General features: G+C 65.7%; 15 protein-coding genes. 5 read left to right on the top strand and 10 right to left on the bottom strand.

The annotated features are described in order from the left end of the window. Positions 1-46 precede the first annotated feature (46 nt). The 4 genes from EGK63_RS02085 to petA all read right to left on the bottom strand — a co-directional run bounded on the left by EGK63_RS02085 (position 47) and on the right by petA (position 4,602). Complete coding sequence (locus tag EGK63_RS02085) at positions 47-1,708, bottom strand: M28 family metallopeptidase (RefSeq protein ID WP_125899692.1); 1,662 nt, start codon at positions 1,706-1,708, stop codon at positions 47-49. Positions 1,709-1,850: 142 nt separating this feature from the next. Continuing rightward, positions 1,851-2,726: a cytochrome c1 gene (locus EGK63_RS02080; protein ID WP_125899691.1), complete on the bottom strand. Its 876-nt coding sequence runs from the start codon at positions 2,724-2,726 to the stop codon at positions 1,851-1,853. A gap of 5 nt (positions 2,727-2,731) precedes the next feature. Continuing rightward, the gene (locus EGK63_RS02075; protein ID WP_087140205.1) at positions 2,732-4,030 is read right to left on the bottom strand and encodes a cytochrome b/b6; all 1,299 of its coding nucleotides are present in this window, start codon (positions 4,028-4,030) and stop codon (positions 2,732-2,734) included. Between the two features lie 17 nt (positions 4,031-4,047). Further along, positions 4,048-4,602 (bottom strand): ubiquinol-cytochrome c reductase iron-sulfur subunit, encoded by a 555-nt coding sequence (gene petA / locus EGK63_RS02070; RefSeq protein ID WP_125899690.1) that lies wholly within the window; start codon positions 4,600-4,602, stop codon positions 4,048-4,050. 196 nt (positions 4,603-4,798) lie between these two features. Between petA and EGK63_RS02065 the strand changes: the two genes are divergently transcribed. Both EGK63_RS02065 and EGK63_RS02060 read left to right on the top strand, forming a co-directional pair. After that, positions 4,799-5,254: a tRNA (cytidine(34)-2'-O)-methyltransferase gene (locus tag EGK63_RS02065; protein WP_125899689.1), complete on the top strand. Its 456-nt coding sequence runs from the start codon at positions 4,799-4,801 to the stop codon at positions 5,252-5,254. Positions 5,255-5,325: 71 nt separating this feature from the next. Further along, positions 5,326-5,943: a DUF2726 domain-containing protein gene (locus EGK63_RS02060; RefSeq protein ID WP_125899688.1), complete on the top strand. Its 618-nt coding sequence runs from the start codon at positions 5,326-5,328 to the stop codon at positions 5,941-5,943. Between the two features lie 22 nt (positions 5,944-5,965). Here EGK63_RS02060 and EGK63_RS02055 read toward each other — a convergent pair whose 3' ends face one another. Further along, positions 5,966-7,243, bottom strand: coding sequence for a dipeptidase (locus tag EGK63_RS02055; protein WP_125899687.1), 1,278 nt, complete (start codon positions 7,241-7,243; stop codon positions 5,966-5,968). Between the two features lie 248 nt (positions 7,244-7,491). Here EGK63_RS02055 and hemF point away from each other — a divergent pair, with 248 nt between their 5' ends. Then, a complete protein-coding gene (gene hemF, locus EGK63_RS02050; protein WP_125899907.1) occupies positions 7,492-8,346 on the top strand; it encodes an oxygen-dependent coproporphyrinogen oxidase in 855 nt (284 codons plus the stop codon). Positions 8,347-8,359: 13 nt separating this feature from the next. On the opposite strand, the gene EGK63_RS02045 is transcribed toward hemF, so the two are convergent. Further along, positions 8,360-10,873, bottom strand: a complete 2,514-nt coding sequence (locus EGK63_RS02045; RefSeq protein WP_243637532.1) for an ATP-binding protein — start codon at positions 10,871-10,873, stop codon at positions 8,360-8,362. A 76-nt stretch (positions 10,874-10,949) separates the two neighbouring features. Further along, complete coding sequence (locus tag EGK63_RS02040) at positions 10,950-11,669, bottom strand: type 1 glutamine amidotransferase (RefSeq protein ID WP_125899685.1); 720 nt, start codon at positions 11,667-11,669, stop codon at positions 10,950-10,952. Between the two features lie 91 nt (positions 11,670-11,760). On the opposite strand from EGK63_RS02040, the gene EGK63_RS02035 reads away from it, so the two are divergent. Beyond that, a complete protein-coding gene (locus tag EGK63_RS02035) occupies positions 11,761-12,069 on the top strand; it encodes an antibiotic biosynthesis monooxygenase (RefSeq protein WP_125899684.1) in 309 nt (102 codons plus the stop codon). On the opposite strand, the gene rlmJ is transcribed toward EGK63_RS02035, so the two are convergent. Beyond that, positions 12,066-12,887 carry a 23S rRNA (adenine(2030)-N(6))-methyltransferase RlmJ gene (rlmJ, locus tag EGK63_RS02030; protein WP_125899683.1) on the bottom strand — a complete coding sequence of 274 codons (822 nt, stop codon included), beginning with the start codon at positions 12,885-12,887 and terminating at the stop codon, positions 12,066-12,068. The genes EGK63_RS02035 and rlmJ overlap by 4 nt on opposite strands. A gap of 75 nt (positions 12,888-12,962) precedes the next feature. Here rlmJ and EGK63_RS02025 point away from each other — a divergent pair, with 75 nt between their 5' ends. Further along, positions 12,963-13,310, top strand: a complete 348-nt coding sequence (locus tag EGK63_RS02025) for a hypothetical protein (protein ID WP_125899682.1) — start codon at positions 12,963-12,965, stop codon at positions 13,308-13,310. A gap of 7 nt (positions 13,311-13,317) precedes the next feature. Here the strand turns inward: EGK63_RS02025 and tdh are convergent, their stop codons facing one another. Together tdh and EGK63_RS02015 are read right to left on the bottom strand one after the other, a co-directional pair. Beyond that, positions 13,318-14,352, bottom strand: coding sequence for an L-threonine 3-dehydrogenase (tdh, locus tag EGK63_RS02020; protein ID WP_200165808.1), 1,035 nt, complete (start codon positions 14,350-14,352; stop codon positions 13,318-13,320). 82 nt (positions 14,353-14,434) lie between these two features. Further along, the gene (locus tag EGK63_RS02015; protein WP_125899680.1) at positions 14,435-15,640 is read right to left on the bottom strand and encodes a glycine C-acetyltransferase; all 1,206 of its coding nucleotides are present in this window, start codon (positions 15,638-15,640) and stop codon (positions 14,435-14,437) included. Positions 15,641-15,675: the final 35 nt, after the last annotated feature.

The raw sequence follows: 15,675 nt of genomic DNA, 5'->3' as shown, positions 1-15,675 counted from the left end.
GCGAGGCCGCCCCTTACATTTTCGTCATGATTGCCGAAAGTTGGGATCAGCGGCGCTGATCGGCGCTCTTGGCCCGCTCGCCGCCGAACTCGGAACCCGGCTTCCATTCCGGCCAGTCGCGGCTGTTGGCCAGATCCTGACCGACCTTGAAGATCACTTCCAGGTCCTGAAGCATGCCGCCGTAATCCCAGTCGGCCTCCCACTCGTCCGCCGCCTGATGGTAGCGATTGGCGCGATAGTCGGCGGCCTTGGCCTGGCGCGGTTCGATCGGAGCGTCGATGAAATCCCCCGTCGAGGACAAATAGGCCATCGGCACGCCCTTCTTCGCCAGCGGGAAGTGGTCCGAGCGGAAGTAGATCCCCGCCGCTGCGCCGGCGTCGCCGACGAAGCCGCGCCCTTGCGCCGCCGCCGCCGCGATCACCGGCTCGTCCAGTTCCGAATGGCCGTAACCGGTCACGCCCAGCTTGTTCATCCGACCAAAGACGGCGGCCGAGTCCAGATTGAAGCCGCCGACGGTCTTCTCCAGCGGATACAGCGGATTGGCGGCGTAGAACTCCGACCCCAACAGGCCGCTTTCCTCGGCCGTGAACCCGATCATGACGATGGTGCGCTCGGGGCGCGGACCGGCGGCGTAGGCGCGCGCCAGCTCCAGCAGGCCCGCCGTGCCCGAGGCGTTGTCGATGGCGCCGTTGAAGATACGGTCGCCGTTGGCGTCCGGCTCGCCCATGCCGATGTGATCCCAGTGGCCGGTGTAGAGAATGGTCTCGTCCGGATGGCTCGCGCCTTCCAGCTTGGCGACGATGTTGTGGGTGACGATGCGGTCGGTCTTCACGTCGAAGCTGGCGTCGATGGTGGCGCCGGTCAGTTCCACGGGCTGGAAATCACGGCTGCGCGCCTTGATCTTCTCCTGCTCGAAGTCGAGGCCCGCGCGGCGGAACAGATCGACGGCCAGATCGCGCTGTATCCAGGCCTCCATCGGAACACGCTCGGCCGTGGGGTTGGCGCGTACGATGTCGAACTGGGGCACGCCCCAGGAGTTGGCGACCGTCGTCCAGCCATAGGAGGCGGGCTTGGTCTCATGGACGATCAGCACGCCCGCCGCGCCCTGACGCGCAGCCTCTTCGTACTTGTAGGTCCAACGGCCGTAGTAGGTCATGGCCTCGCCGCCGAAGGTGTTCAGCGAGGGGTCTTCAAAGTCGGCGTCATTGACCAGGACGACGATCACCTTGCCGCGCACGTCGGTCTTGAAGTCGTTCCACTGACGCTCAGGCGCATTGACGCCATAGCCGACGAAGACCAGAGGCTTGTCCTTCAGGTCCACCGCCGCGCCGGGCAGGCGCGTGGTCATGGTGACTTCCTGGCCCTGCGTCAGCGGCTGGCTCCAATCGCCCAGCTTGAGCCGGCCCGAGATGTTGGAGACGGTGAAGCGGTTCAGCCCCACGGCCTGCGTCCAGCCGCCGTTCTCGCCACCCGGGGCGAAGCCTGCGGCCGCGTACTGACGGCTCAGGTAGTCGATCACCTTCTGCTCGGCCGGGGTGGCGATGCCGCGCCCCTCGAAGCTGTCGTCCGACAGGACGCGGATGTCCTGGGAAATGCGCGCAGCGTCGAAGGCGGGCGCAGTCTGGGCCTGAGTCTGGGCCTGAGCAGCCGCGCCGCCGGCCAGGGCCGCAGCGAACGCCAGAACGGCGACAGAAGATGAAATACGCATACAGTCTCACCCCTCGGAGAATTCGATGGCGGGACCGTAGTGAGCGAAACCGCCCATGTCGACGGCCACGGTCGTCGAAGCGGGCATGAAAAAACCCGCCGGATCGCTCCGGCGGGTCATCTCTTTCCGACTGGAAGGCGCCTTAGTGGGCGACGCCCTTCCAGATGCGGCGGTAGCTGGCGTAGGTCACGCCCGCGAACAACACCAGGAAGATCAGCACGCCGAAGCCCATCTGCTTGCGCTCGACCATCTTAGGCTCGGACGTCCAGGCGATGAAGGCGGCGACGTCCTTGGACATCTGATCCACGGTCGCCTCGGTGCCGTCGTCATAGGTGACCTGACCGGCGGTCAGCGGCGCGGGCATGGCGATGAAGCCGCCCTCGGGCACATGGCCCTTGCCTTCCCAGAACGGGGTCATGTCGCCCGCCATATAGGGGTTGTAGTGCTGGCCCGGCGCCATCTTCAGGCCCGCCGGCGGGGTCGAATAGCCCGACAGCAGCGAATAGATGTAGTTGGCGCCGTCGTGACGGGCCTTGGCCATGACCGACAGGTCCGGCGGCATGGCGCCGCCGTTGGCCGCAGCGGCCGCCGTCGGGTTCGGATAGGGGTTGGGGAAGCGGTCCGCCGTGGTGGCGTCGCGGCGCAGGTCTTCACCCGTTTCCGAGTCGATGTCGGCGACCTGGATCTCCTTGGCCAGAGCCTTCACGACCGGGTTGTCGTTCGGGTTCGGGTACTTCGGATTCCAGAACGGCCCGTGCTTGTCGCCCAGGTTCCGGAAGTGCACCAGATCCATGCCGTGGCAGGAGGCGCAGACCTCACGATAGACCTTGTAGCCGCGCTGCAGCTGGCCCTGATCGAAGGTGCCGAACGGCCCGGCGAAGCTGAAGCCGCCGTCGCGCGGATGCTTGGCGCCCCCGGCGGCCATCGCCGGAGCGGCGATGGCGACCAAGCCGACAGCGGCCGTCACGGAGACGAGGATCTTGCGGAAGGACACGGTCTTTTTCTCGTTGCTCATCATCGCGCTCAGGCCTTCTCGGCTGCGGTCGACGGGAGCACGGGCTCCGAGATCGTCGCCGGGATCGGCAGCGGCTTCTCACGCAGGCCGATGACCGGCATCAGCACCAGGAAGAAGACGAAGTAGTACGCCGTCAGCAGTCGCGTCAGCCACAGGTAGGAGTTCAGCTGGCCGTCGATCAGGTTGAAGCTGGGCATGCCCGGAACAACCGGCGCGTCCGGCAGCTGAGCGCCGCACCAGCCGAGGCCGAAGCAGACGAACAGGAAGATGATGAAGAAGGTCTTCATCGTCGGGCGGTAGCGCATGGAGCGCACCTTGGACGTATCCAGCCACGGCAGCACGAACAGCACGCCGATCGCAGCGAACATGGCCACCACGCCGCCGAACTTGTCGGGGATGGCGCGCAGGATCGCGTAGAAGGGCAGCATGTACCACTCAGGCACGATGTGCGCCGGGGTCTGCAGCGGGTTGGCCGGAATGTAGTTGTCGGCGTGGCCCAGGGCGCCCGGGTTGTAGAAGACGAACACTGCGAACAGGATCAGGAACAGGATGATCGCGAAGCCGTCCTTGACCGTGAAGTACGGGTGGAAGGGCAGCATGTCCTTCTTGGCGCGGTCCTTCGGGATCAGGATGCCGACCGGGTTGTTCTGACCGGCGGCGTGCAGGGCCCACAGGTGCAGCACCACGCAGCCGGCGATGACGAACGGCAGCAGGTAGTGCAGCGAGAAGAAGCGGTTCAGCGTCGCGTTGTCGATCGCCGGGCCGCCGCGCAGCCAGACCAGGATCGGCTCGCCGACGACCGGAATGGCGCCGATCAGGTTGGTGATGACCTCAGCGCCCCAGAAGGACATCTGGCCCCACGGCAGGACGTAGCCCAGGAAGGCCGTGGCGATCATCAGGAAGAAGATGACGCAGCCGACGATCCAGATCATCTCGCGCGGCGCCTTGTAGGAGCCGTAGTAGAGACCCCGCAGCATGTGCAGATAGACGGCGATGAAGAACATCGACGCGCCGTTGGCGTGCACATAGCGGATCAGCCAGCCGCCGTTCACGTCGCGCATGATGCGCTCGACCGAGGCGAAGGCCATGTCGACGTGCGGGGTGTAGTGCATGGCCAGGACGATGCCGGTGATGATCTGAGTCATCAGGCAGATCGCCAGGATGCCGCCGAAGGTCCACCAGTAGTTCAGGTTCTTCGGGGTCGGCAGGTTCGCATAGTCCATGCCGAAACGGATGATCGGCAGGCGCGTGTCCATCCACCGCTCAACGGCGGTTTTCGGGACGTAAGTGGATTCGTGATCGCTCATGGTTCCTCTGTCCGTCCTCAGCCGATCTTCACGCGGGTGTCGGACATGTATTCGTAGTTCGGCACGATCAGGTTCAGCGGCGCCGGGCCCTTACGAATACGACCCGAGGCGTCGTAGTGCGAACCGTGGCACGGGCAGAACCAACCACCGTACTCGCCGGCGTTGAAGGTCGGCACGCAGCCCAGGTGGGTGCACGAGCCGATGACGACGAGATACTTCTCGTGGCCTTCCTTGGTGCGCTCGGCGTCGGTCTGCGGCGGGCTGCCCACGGCGCCCTCGTCGATGACCTTGGTCAGCTCGGCCGGGGTGCGATAACGCACGAAGACCGGCTTGCCCTGCCACTTGATGACGACCTGCTGGCCTTCCTGGACCTTGGTCAGATCGAATTCGATCGACGCCAGAGCCAGGGTGTCGGCCGCCGGGTTCATCTGATTGATGAGCGGCCAGGCCACCATCACGCCGGCGCCGGCAGCAGCCGCGCCCGCAGCAATGTGGATGAAGTCGCGGCGAGTGGCCTCGCCACCCCCGTGTTGGCCGTCAGGCCCGTCAGCATTCACGACCGATTCGGCCACGCGTTTCACCTCTGCATCGCCGGTCGCCCGCCCCGAGATGGGACGTCAACCGAATGGAACCCTATCATGCGATGGCAAATCCCTGACCGCCCGGCCTTGGTTTCAACGGTTCCAGACAAGTCGCGGAAGCGATTTGCGAAACAGTCGCAACAAAAGCCGCGACAAGGCCCCGCCCCGCGCGTATGAGGGCCTTAGAATGCGTCTCGCCCTTTTTCAACCTGACATCCCCCATAATGTCGGCGCCTGCATCCGACTGAGCGCCTGTTTCGGCGTGGAATTGCACGTCATCGAGCCTACGAGCTTCAAATTCGACGATCGCGCGATGAAGCGGGCGGCCCTGGATTACGGGCCTTTGTCCCATATGACGCGCCATGCGGACTGGGAGGCCTTCCAGCGCGACCGCGCGCCGGGCCGGTTGGTGCTGTTCACCACGCGCGCGGCCGAGCCCCTGACGGATTTCGTTTTCCGGCCCGATGACGTTCTGTTGTTCGGCAAGGAGAGCGCAGGCTCGCCCGACTACGTCCATGCGGCGGCGGATGCGCGAATCTACATTCCGATACGACCGGAAACCCGGTCGCTGAACCTCTCCGTCAGCGCCGGAATCGGCCTGCATGAGGCGTTGCGGCAGATGAACGACCTGCCGACGCGATAAGCGATTAACTAAAGCCGTTCAGTTCACGCCAACCCACACACGCATAACGTCGATCCGCAATAGCGGAGACCATGATGCAATCCCTGTGGCTTAAGCTTACCACGCCGGACCAACTGCCTTTATTGTTGGCGTTCGCCCTTCTCGCAGGTTTTCTGATCGGGTGGAGCGCCGCGCAGGCGATGAAACGCCATGGGCGTCGCCGCGCCAAACCATCGACACCTGCGATCAAGATCGTTTCCGCGTCTCGAAACCCCGCCACGGATCAGTTGGCGACGGTGATGAAGGCTGAGTTTCACGCCAAGCGGCTGATGTCGCGCGAAGAAGCACGCATTTTCTATGCCTTGGAGCGCGGCCTGGCCAAGCACGCACTCGGTTGGCGCGTCATGGCCCAGGTCTCGCTCGGCGAAGTTCTAGGCTCCGCTGATACGGGCGCTTTCCAGGCGGTGAACAGCAAGCGGGTCGACATGCTGATCATCGCCAGGGACGGTCTGCCGATCGCCGCGGTCGAATACCAGGGCTCAGGCCACTATCAAGGCACCGCCGCCGCCCGCGACGCCGTGAAACGAGAAGCTCTCCGACGTGCCGGTATCGAGTTCCTGGAAATTCGCTCTGGGCATGCCCCTGAAGAGCTGACCTTCGAAATCGACCGGCTCGTCCGGCGTAGAACGCCTGCCGACGAGCCGGCCTGATCGTCTTGTCTTAGCCTGAGCCTTACTCCGGCGCGCCGTCGTTCGGCAGTTTGGCCAGGCTCGGCCGCTCGGCGCTCTTGGACGCCGCCACACGCTCGACCGCGCGCATGACGCGCAGCAGGTTCTCGCCCGAGATCTTGCGGATGTCGGCCTCGCTCCAACCGCGGCGCATCAGTTCGGCCAGCAGGCGCGGATAGCCGTCCACGCCCTCCAGGCCGACCGGCAGGCTGTCCACGCCGTCATAGTCGCCGCCCAGGCCCACGTGGTCGATGCCCGCCACGTCGCGGACGTGCTGGATGTGGGCGATGACGTCGTCCATCGTCGCCTTGGGCGCCGGATTGGCGGCGTTCCAGGCGTCCATGCCCGCCTTGACCGCAGCGGGATCGCCGGGGTTGAGGGCCGTCAGCCGCGTCATCTCCGCGCCGCGCGCCGCGCCCGAGGCCCGCACGGCCTCGCTGACGAAGCCCGGCACGAAAGTCACCATGACGATGCCGCCGTTGCCCGCCATCTGGCGCAGCACCGCGTCGGGCACATTGCGCGGATGGGCCGTCACCGCCCGCGCCGAGGAGTGGGAGAAGATCACCGGCGCCTCGGACACGCGGATGGCGTCGACCATGGTGTCCTCGGACACGTGGCTCAGGTCGACCATCATGCCCAGACGGTTCATCTCGCGGACCACGTCTTCGCCGAAGGCGTTCAGCCCGTTCCACTTGGGCGCGTCGGTGCCGCTGTCGGCCCAGGTCGTGCTCTTGGAATGGGTCAGCGTCATGTAGCGCGCGCCCGAATCGTAGAACTCGCGCAGCAGGCCCAGGGAGTCGTCGATCGAATAGCCGCCCTCCATGCCGATCAGGCTGGCGATCTTGCCCGCGCGATGGATGCGAACCAGGTCGTCGGCCGTCGTGGCGATCTCGAAGGTCTCGGGGTGGGCGGCGACGATGCGCTTGACCGTGTCGATCTGCTCGAAGGTGGCCTTGGCGGCGTCGACCGGCGCCATGCTGGCGGGGACATAGACCGACCAGAACTGACCGCCCACGCCCCCGGCGCGCAGACGCGGAATATCCGTATGCAGGCGCGTCGACGTCGACAGATTCGCATTCAGATCAACGCCGTGCGGATCATTCCCGAAGCCCTGACGCAGCGCCCACGGCAAATCGTTGTGCCCGTCGATCAGGGGCGTGCGCTTCAGAATCTGCATCACGCGCGCCTCTTGAGGCTGAGACGTTTGAGCCAGAACCGGTCCGGCCAGAACGGCGACGGAGGCGGCGGCCAGCAGGCTGGCGCGCAAGGCGATGCGGATCATGATTTCCCCTCTGAGCTACAGACCCGCCCGGTCGCCCCACGGCGCCGCTTTACGGGCGCCGCACGCTGGCACATGCGCGCCGTCGAGGGAACCGTCCGTAGGCATCGTTTGCGTCGCGCCTTGTGATCTGGATCAAGGCCCCCTCGCCCGTGCTGCGGCATCAGGCTCGCATCCGCGCACCCCGCCGGACTGTTCAGAAAGGCCGCGTCATGGTTGAAGCCCTCATGATCCAAGCTGACCCCGCCCTGATGATTGAGCGCCGCGAGCGCGCCCGCGTCTGGTTCGAGACCCTGCGCGACAAGATCCACGCCGGTTTCGAGGCGCTGGAAGACGCCGCCCCCGCCGAACTGTTCGCCGGCGAACCCGGCCGCTTCGTCCGCACGCCCTGGGACCGCAAGGAAGGCGGCGGCGGCGTCATGGGCATGATGCACGGCCGCCTGTTCGAAAAGGTCGGCGTCCACTGCTCGACCGTCCACGGAACCTTCCCCGCCGACTACGCCAAGAACGTGCCGGGCGCCGAGGAAGACCCGCGCTTCTACGCCACCGGCATCAGCCTGATCTGCCATCCGGTCAGCCCGCGCGTGCCTGCCGTCCACATGAACACCCGCCTGATCTCTACGACCAAGACCTGGTTCGGCGGCGGCGGCGACCTGACGCCCGTGCTGGTTGCGGACCGCCGCGACGACCACCCCGACACCGTCGACTTCCACGCCGCCATGAAGGGCGCCTGCGACGCCTTCGACCCGACCTGGCACGCCAAATACAAGCAATGGTGCGACGAGTATTTCTTCCTGCCCCACCGCAATGAACCGCGCGGCACCGGCGGCATCTTCTACGACCACCACGACAGCGGCGACTGGGAGCGGGACTTCGCCTTCACCCAGGCGGTCGGCGAGGCCTTCCTGAAGATCTACTCGGACATCGTCGCCCGCAGGATGCACGAGCCCTGGACCGACGACGAGCGCGAGGAGCAGTTGATCCGTCGCGGCCGCTACGTCGAGTTCAACCTGCTCTACGACCGCGGCACCATGTTCGGGCTGAAGACCGGCGGCAACGTCGAGTCGATCCTCAGCTCCATGCCGCCCGTGGCGAAGTGGCCCTGACCACGCACGCCGCTCAGGCTGAAACCTGATCCGTCTCGACAATCACCGCCGCCTGGATCGCTTGGGTCAGGGCGGCGACTGTCAGGGGCTTGGTCAAGTGCCCGTCCGATCCCGCCGCCCGCCCCGCCTCGACATGCTCGCTCATGGCGTTGGCGGTGAGCATCAGAACCGGCGTACGCGCCGCGCCCGTGAGGCGCTCATGCTCGCGAATGCCGGAGGTGGCCGTCAGGCCGTCCATCACCGGCATCTGCATGTCCATCAGCACCAGATCGAACCCGCCCTGCTTGAAGGCTTCCAGCGCTTCAACGCCGTTCTCGACACTGACAAGATCAACCGGCATGGCTTCCAGCATGACCTGAACAACCAGGCGGTTGGCCGGATGATCATCGGCCAGAAGGATACGCAGACGTTCGGGAGCCGCCGCAGACTGCGAAGAGGTGACGGCGGGTTCAGCCTCTTCTTCAGGCGCAGGGGGCAAAGACAGTTCAAACCAGAACCGCGCGCCTTCATCCGAAGGAGATTCGCAATCGAGCCGCCCGCCCATCAACCGAACCAGGTCTGCCGAAATCGCCAGCCCCAGGCCGCTGCCGCCGAAACGACGCGTGATGGAACCGTCCGCCTGTTGAAAGCGGTGGAACATGCGCTGCTTGAAGTCCTCGTCAAAGCCAATGCCGCTGTCGCATACGGCGAATGACGCCCGGCCGTCCGCAGTGCGCGTCACCTCAATCCGCACGCGTCCCGCCTCGGTGAATTTAACAGCGTTGCTCACCAGATTCGTCAGCACCTGGCGCAGACGCACCACGTCGCCGATGAAGACGGCGTCCAGAGCTGGGTGCAGGTCCAGCGAAAGCTCGACATCCTTCTGCATCGCCATGGGCGTCCACAAGGCCACGATCTCGCGCAGCATTCGACCCAGTTGGAACGGCGCCGCATCCAGACGAACCTCTCCGGTCTCGATCCGCACCGTGTCCAGAATATCGGACAGCAGCCGTTCCAGCGTGACGCCGGATGAGCGGATGATGTCCACCAGTTCCCGATCCTTCGGCGCCAGGTCACGGCGCGAAAGAACGTCGGCCATGGCCACGACTCCATTCAACGGCGTGCGAATTTCATGGCTCATATTGGCCAAGAACTCGCTCTTGGCCTGATTGGCTTCTTCGGCCCGCAATTGAGCGGCCCGCAGGCGTCGGGACTGGCGTCGCTGCCAGATCACCACGAACAGGGCCGATAGAACGAACAGAAGGCCGATGCCCATGATCCAGTTCTGACCACGGATCACAGCGCGTTGAAGCTGAGTGTTGGCGCTGGCGGTCTGCAACTGGCGACGGCGCTCGGCCAGCTGTTCCTGCATGTCGCCGGTCAGCTGATGTATGCCCGCGCTGAAACGCTGGGCCACCTGCATGCCGCGCTGACGCTCGTACTCACGAAGGACGGCGTAGGCTTCAGCCGACCGACCGGAGGCCTGCAGCAATTCAGCCTCGACCAAACGCTCGCGTGGATCGGCAGCGCCGTCTAGCGCCAACTCGCGCAAACGCTCCAGATCCTGCCGCGCGCCTCTCAGGTCGCCCAGTTGAGCACGCGCCATGCCTCGGATCGGCAGGATGTCCAGCGCCAGGAAAGCCTTTTGGTCAATGACGGCCTCATGCGGCTCCAGACAGTGCAGCACGCTCTGCGGCGACTGGCGCAGGTCAGCCACGAAGGCGCACAGTGCGGCGTCATAGGCGAGGATGGTCGGGATTCCGGACCGCTCAGCCAGACGATGATGCGCGGCATAGTAATACTGGGCCCGGACTAGGTCGCCGACCTGTACCGACATGCGCGTCAGATTGTAGAGGCTGTCGAAGTCCGGCCGCGGATAGGCCGGATTTGAGTAGTCGATTTCGAACCGGCGAAAAGCGGCGGCGGCCCCCGCCACGTCATTGAGCTTCATCAGCCCCATGCCGGTCATCTCCCACACGCCTGCGCGGGCGGTGTCGGCGAAGGGATCATCTACGGGAATGTCGGCCTCGACGGCGGTGAGCAGTCGAAGCCCCTCTCCCACGCGGTCCTGATCCATCAAGGCCAGCGCGTACAGACGGGCGGCGTGCGCTCTGACGAACCAATCCTTCGCCGTTTCCGCAGTGCGCCCCATATCGTCAGTAACCGACAGATCCCCCCGGTCGTACCGGATGGTGAGGGCGTTCAGGCGGGCGATCGCCAGGTAGCGCGGATCTTGCTCCTCACGCGCCCGTGCTTCGAGACGGCTGTTCCACAGGGCCGCCCGGTCGAAATCGCCCTGATTCAGGAAGGTCCAGGCGACGTGGTAGAGGCGGTTCAGCCCCTCGCGATCGTGGCGGGACAAGGCCTGGCGGCCAAAGTCTTCCAGCGTGTTGAAATCCGTGCGCATCGCGCGGATCTCGACGGCCTGGGCCAGTTCGACCGCAGCCGCAGGAGGCGCCGTTTCCTGAGACGCCGGCGCTTGGGCGATGGCGACCGACGCCGCCGCGGCGATCACCAGCGCGAAGCCGCTCAACAGACCACGGCGCACCAAATCCCTACTCCCGCCCGACATCAGCGCGACAGTGAGGACGAGAGATTGAGCAAGGCTTATCGCCGCGCCGCAGTCACGCCTTATTTTTTTCTTCCGTACCCGACACGCCCAGATAGTTTCGGATCCAGGCGCTGAGGATCGCCCGATCATTGGGCTGTTGCAGGCTGGCCTGCGCCTCATCGACGACATGTTCAGCGATGCGACCGCGCCGCCCCTCAGTCAAAGCCGCCGCGAAGTCGGGCTCGAACTCCGGATGGCACTGGAAGCTGATGGCGTCGTCACCCCAGGCCAGACCCGCATGAGGCGTAAAAGGGCTTGCCGCGATCACGCGCGCGTCATCGGCCAGAGCGACTACCTGATCCTGATGCGAGGCGGGAATGGACAGGGCGACGGCGGGCGGTTGCATCCAGACCTCGTCGCCGGTCACTTCATAAGCGTGCAGGCCTACGCCCCAGCCGCGATCCGATTGTTCGACGCGCCCGCCGAAGGCCTGAGCCAGTATCTGATGGCCGAAGCAGATGCCGACCAATCGCGTCTTGCCGCGCGCGTCGCGCAACCACTCGGCCAAAGGCTCGATCCAAGGCAGGTCTTCATAGACGCCCGCCGCAGAGCCCGTGACGATGGCCCCGGCGAAGGCCGTCGGATCATCCGGCAACTCGCCCGCCTGGACGTCGAAGCGACGCGTGACGACGCCTTCGCCCAGCAGGGCGCGAAACTGGTCGACATAGTCGCCGTGTTCCGCGACGAGATCCGCAGGCGGACGTCCGGTCTCAAGAATGGCTATGACGGTCATGCTCGATTTTCACTTCTGAAGACACATGGGGAGGAGGCGTCGCCCCTTGGATTGGGGTAGAAGCCAAAGGAACGCAATGGGACGAACCGTCATGGCCCCAACCGACGATCCGGTCGTGCTGATCAACATCTTCAAGTGCGACCCGCGCCACCTTGATCAGTTGATCGAACGCCTGACCGCCCTGGCGCGCGTGCAGGCCGCCCTGCCCGGCTTCATCTCGGCCACCTTGCATCGCGGCTTGAACGGTCGGGTGGCCGCCAATCATGCGGTCTGGGCCAGCGCCACGGACTGGAAGGCCATGACGCGACACCCTCAGGTCGTGGCGGTCATGGGATCCATCCTGGCCATCGCCACATTCGAACCTCACCTGTATGAGCCCGGCGAGGTGACGCGCGCCTAGCCCGCGCGCCAGACTTCCGCGCGAGCGCCCGCGTCGCCCAATGTCGCAGCGACCCACCCGCATATCTCGGCGGCGGCAGCCTCGGCGCCCGAAGGCGCATTGACCAGCGTCATGGTGCAGCCGTTCATCTTCATGGGGTTGCTCAGAGGCCTCAACCGCGCTTCCGCCACCAGAATCCGCCCCGCCTTCGCCTGCTCCAGACGCCGGATAAAGCCGTCGAACGTCTCCATATCCTTCAGCGGCGTCCAGATCGCCACCACGGCCGACGGATCGTGACGGACCACGGCGGCGGCCGTCTCGGCCGAACGAACGTAGTCATCGGGCCGTTCGAACGGCGGATCAATCAGGATCAACGGAGCCGTTTCAGTTCTGGCCGCCGCGACTGCGCCGTCATAGCCGTCGCCCCCCTGCCCTGTCGCATTGGGCCAGCCGGTCAGGGCTTCGGCCAGCATGAGTTCGACCGGCGGGTTCAGCTCGAAACCACGATAGACGTCGCCAGATCTCAATGCGCGGGCGATCAGAATCGGCGAACCGGGATAGAATCGCGTGCCGCCGTCCGGGTTGAGGGCCGCGACCTCGGCCGCCAGGGCTTCGATCAGCGGCGGACGGTCAGCGGACGACATCAGCCGCGCCACCCCGGCTTCTGCTTCCTTAGAACGCGCGCCGTCGCCTGACAGATCGTAAAGCCCCGCACCCGCGTGGGTGTCCAGCACCGTCACCGGCCCTCTGGCCTGACGCTCCTTCAGCAGCCACAGCACCAGGGCGTGCTTGACCAGGTCGGCGAAGTTTCCGGCGTGAAAGCTGTGGCGATAATTCATGGCCGCTCGTCTCCCGCCTACGTCATCAGGTCAAGTCGTATAAGAGGGGTCGACGCCCCGGCTTCAGGATACGCCATGCTGATCGACCACCCCATCCTCTCCGACGAGGACAGAACTCCGTCCGCCGCCATCGCCGAGACGGCTGAGGACGGCCTGGCCCTGCGCGAGCAGCACGGACGCGGCGGCACCGAGGTCGGGGTGCGCCGCGCCGAACAGCTGATGGCGCGCGCGCCGCTCAGCGATCGGGACATCAAGTCGATGTACAGCTATTTCGCCCGTCACGCGGTGGACAAGCACGGCCGCTATTGGGCCGATCCGGTTAAACCCTCAGCGGGCTATATCGCCTGGCGCCTGTGGGGCGGGGACGAGGCGCACGACTGGATCAACAGCCTGCGCGCCCGCCTTCGCGAAGTCGGAATTTAAAGCCCGCTCAGTCGGCCCAGTTCAGGACGACCTTGCCCGACTTGCCGGACTTCATGGCCTCGAAGCCCGCCTCGAAGTCCTGATAGGACATCTGGTGGGTGATCAGCGGCGTCAGGTCCAGACCGGCCTTCAGCAGGCCCAGCATCTTGCGCCAGGTGGTGAACATCTCGCGGCCATAGACGCCCTTGATGGTCAGGGCCTTCAGGATGATCGCGCCCCAGTCCGTCTCCATCGGCTTGCTGGGAATGCCCAGCAGGGCCATGCCGCCGCCCATGATCAGGGTGTCGACGCACTGCTTGAAGGCGACGGGCGACCCCGACATCTCCAGCGCCACGTCGAAGCCGACCTTCAGGCCCAGCTCATGCATGACATCGCGCAGGTCTTCCTTGGTGGTGTTCACCGTGCGCACGCCCGGCGCAACCTTCTGCGCAAGTTCCAGGCGGAAGTCATTGATATCGGTCAGAACCACGGTGCGAGCGCCCGCGTGGCGCGCCACGGCTGCGGCCATCATGCCGATGGGACCGGCGCCCGTGACCAGCACGTCTTCGCCCAGCAGATCGAACTGCTGGGCCGTGTGCACGGCGTTGCCGAACGGGTCCAGGATCGAGCCGATCTCATAGGGCACGTCGTCCGGCAGCTCGATGACGTTGAAGGCCGGGGCCACGACGTATTCGGCGAAGGCGCCCTGGCGGTTCACGCCGATGCCGCGGGTGTCGGGGTCCAGGTGGAAGTGACCGGCGCGGGCCGCTTCGGAGTTCAGGTCGATGACGTGCCCTTCGGCCGAGACGCGCTGGCCGACCTTCAGACGACGGTCCACGTCCTTGCCGATGGCGACGATCTCGCCGGCGAACTCGTGGCCGGTGATCATCGGCACGGGCACGTTCTTCTGGGACCACTCGTCCCAGTTCCAGATGTGGATGTCGGTGCCGCAGACGGCGGTGCGGTGCACCTTGATCAGCACGTCCTCGTCGCCCGCGACGGGGATGGGGGCGTCGATCAGCTCCAGCCCTTCGGCCGGTTTGGTCTTGGCCAGGGCCTTCATCATGTCAGCCATGTCGTTTCCTCAAACGCTTATTTAATTCCGGCACGGCCGGTCGCCCGGCCATGACGATACAGGCGAACGCCTATTTGATGACGCCCAGTTCCTTGCCCGCCTGGGTGAAGGCGGCGACGGCGGCGTCGATCTGCTCGAAGGTGTGGGCCGCCGACATCTGGGTGCGGATGCGGGCCTGGCCGCGCGGCACCACGGGGAAGCTGAACCCGATGACGTAGACGCCCAGCTCCAGCAGGCGCGCCGCCATGTCCTGCGCCAGCTTGGCGTCGCCCAGCATGACCGGAATGATCGGATGCTCGCCCGGCAGCAGGTCGAAGCCCGCCTCGGCCATGGCCGAACGGAACCGCGCCGCGTTGGCGAACAGCTGGGCGCGCAGCTTGTCGCCCTCATCCCCGGCGGCGATGCGGATGGCCTCCAGCGACGAGCCGCAGACGGCGGGCGCCAGGGCGTTGGAGAACAGATAGGGGCGCGCCCGCTGCTTCAGCAGCTCCACCACGCTCGACCGGGCGCAGATGAAGCCGCCCATGGCCCCGCCCAACGCCTTGCCGAAGGTGCCGGTGACGAAATCGACCTCGACCCCGCAGTGTGCAAACGAGCCCTTGCCCTTGTCGCCCAGGAAGCCGGTCGCGTGGCAGTCGTCGACCATGATCAGGGCCTGATACTGGTCGGCCAGGGCGCGAATCTGGTCGATCTTGCCGATGTAGCCGTCCATCGAGAAGGCGCCGTCGGTGGCGATGATGATGTTGCGGGCGCCGGCGGCGCGCGCCTCCTTCAGCTTAGCCTCCAGATCGGCCATGTCGGAGTTGACGAAACGGTAACGCTGGGCCTTCGACAGGCGCACCCCGTCGATGATGGAGGCGTGGTTCAGGCTGTCCGAGACGATGGCGTCCTCGGCCCCGAACAGCGGCTCGAAGATGCCGCCGTTGGCGTCGAAGGCGGCGGCGAACAGGATAGCGTCCTCAAAGCCGAGATAGTCGGCGATCGCGCGCTCCAGTTCCTTGTGGATCTCCAGCGTGCCGCAGATGAAGCGGACCGAGGCCGTCCCCGCCCCCCATTTTTGCTGCGCCTTGATCCCGGCCTGGGTGACGCGCTCGTCGCCCGCCAGCCCCAGATAGTTGTTGGCGCAGAAGTTCAGCACGTCGCGGCCGTTGACCGAGATCACCGGCCCCTGACGCGAGGCGATGACGCGCTCAGGCTTGGTCAGCCCCTGGGCGTGGATGTCAGCCAGTTCGGCGGAGACGCGGTCGTAGAAGGCCAGGTTCGTATCTTGGGTCATGCGTGCTCCGCTACGCTGAATTCGGGCGGGTTTGA

The organism is Brevundimonas sp. 357 (assembly GCF_003938605.1).
In the GTDB taxonomy this organism is placed as follows: domain Bacteria; phylum Pseudomonadota; class Alphaproteobacteria; order Caulobacterales; family Caulobacteraceae; genus Brevundimonas.
Note: the sequence above shows the minus strand (reverse complement) of the source record. Positions and strands in the feature narration are given on the sequence as shown.

Coding starts and splice junctions, on each gene's coding strand:
- EGK63_RS02085 (WP_125899692.1), bottom strand. CDS start 1,708: ATGCGTATTTCATCTTCTGTCGCCGTTCTGGCGTTCGCTGCGGCCCTG.
- EGK63_RS02080 (WP_125899691.1), bottom strand. CDS start 2,726: ATGATGAGCAACGAGAAAAAGACCGTGTCCTTCCGCAAGATCCTCGTC.
- EGK63_RS02075 (WP_087140205.1), bottom strand. CDS start 4,030: ATGAGCGATCACGAATCCACTTACGTCCCGAAAACCGCCGTTGAGCGG.
- EGK63_RS02065 (WP_125899689.1), top strand. CDS start 4,799: ATGCGTCTCGCCCTTTTTCAACCTGACATCCCCCATAATGTCGGCGCC.
- EGK63_RS02060 (WP_125899688.1), top strand. CDS start 5,326: ATGATGCAATCCCTGTGGCTTAAGCTTACCACGCCGGACCAACTGCCT.
- EGK63_RS02055 (WP_125899687.1), bottom strand. CDS start 7,243: ATGATCCGCATCGCCTTGCGCGCCAGCCTGCTGGCCGCCGCCTCCGTC.
- hemF (WP_125899907.1), top strand. CDS start 7,492: ATGATTGAGCGCCGCGAGCGCGCCCGCGTCTGGTTCGAGACCCTGCGC.
- EGK63_RS02040 (WP_125899685.1), bottom strand. CDS start 11,669: ATGACCGTCATAGCCATTCTTGAGACCGGACGTCCGCCTGCGGATCTC.
- EGK63_RS02035 (WP_125899684.1), top strand. CDS start 11,761: ATGGCCCCAACCGACGATCCGGTCGTGCTGATCAACATCTTCAAGTGC.
- rlmJ (WP_125899683.1), bottom strand. CDS start 12,887: ATGAATTATCGCCACAGCTTTCACGCCGGAAACTTCGCCGACCTGGTC.
- EGK63_RS02025 (WP_125899682.1), top strand. CDS start 12,963: ATGCTGATCGACCACCCCATCCTCTCCGACGAGGACAGAACTCCGTCC.
- tdh (WP_200165808.1), bottom strand. CDS start 14,352: ATGAAGGCCCTGGCCAAGACCAAACCGGCCGAAGGGCTGGAGCTGATC.
- EGK63_RS02015 (WP_125899680.1), bottom strand. CDS start 15,640: ATGACCCAAGATACGAACCTGGCCTTCTACGACCGCGTCTCCGCCGAA.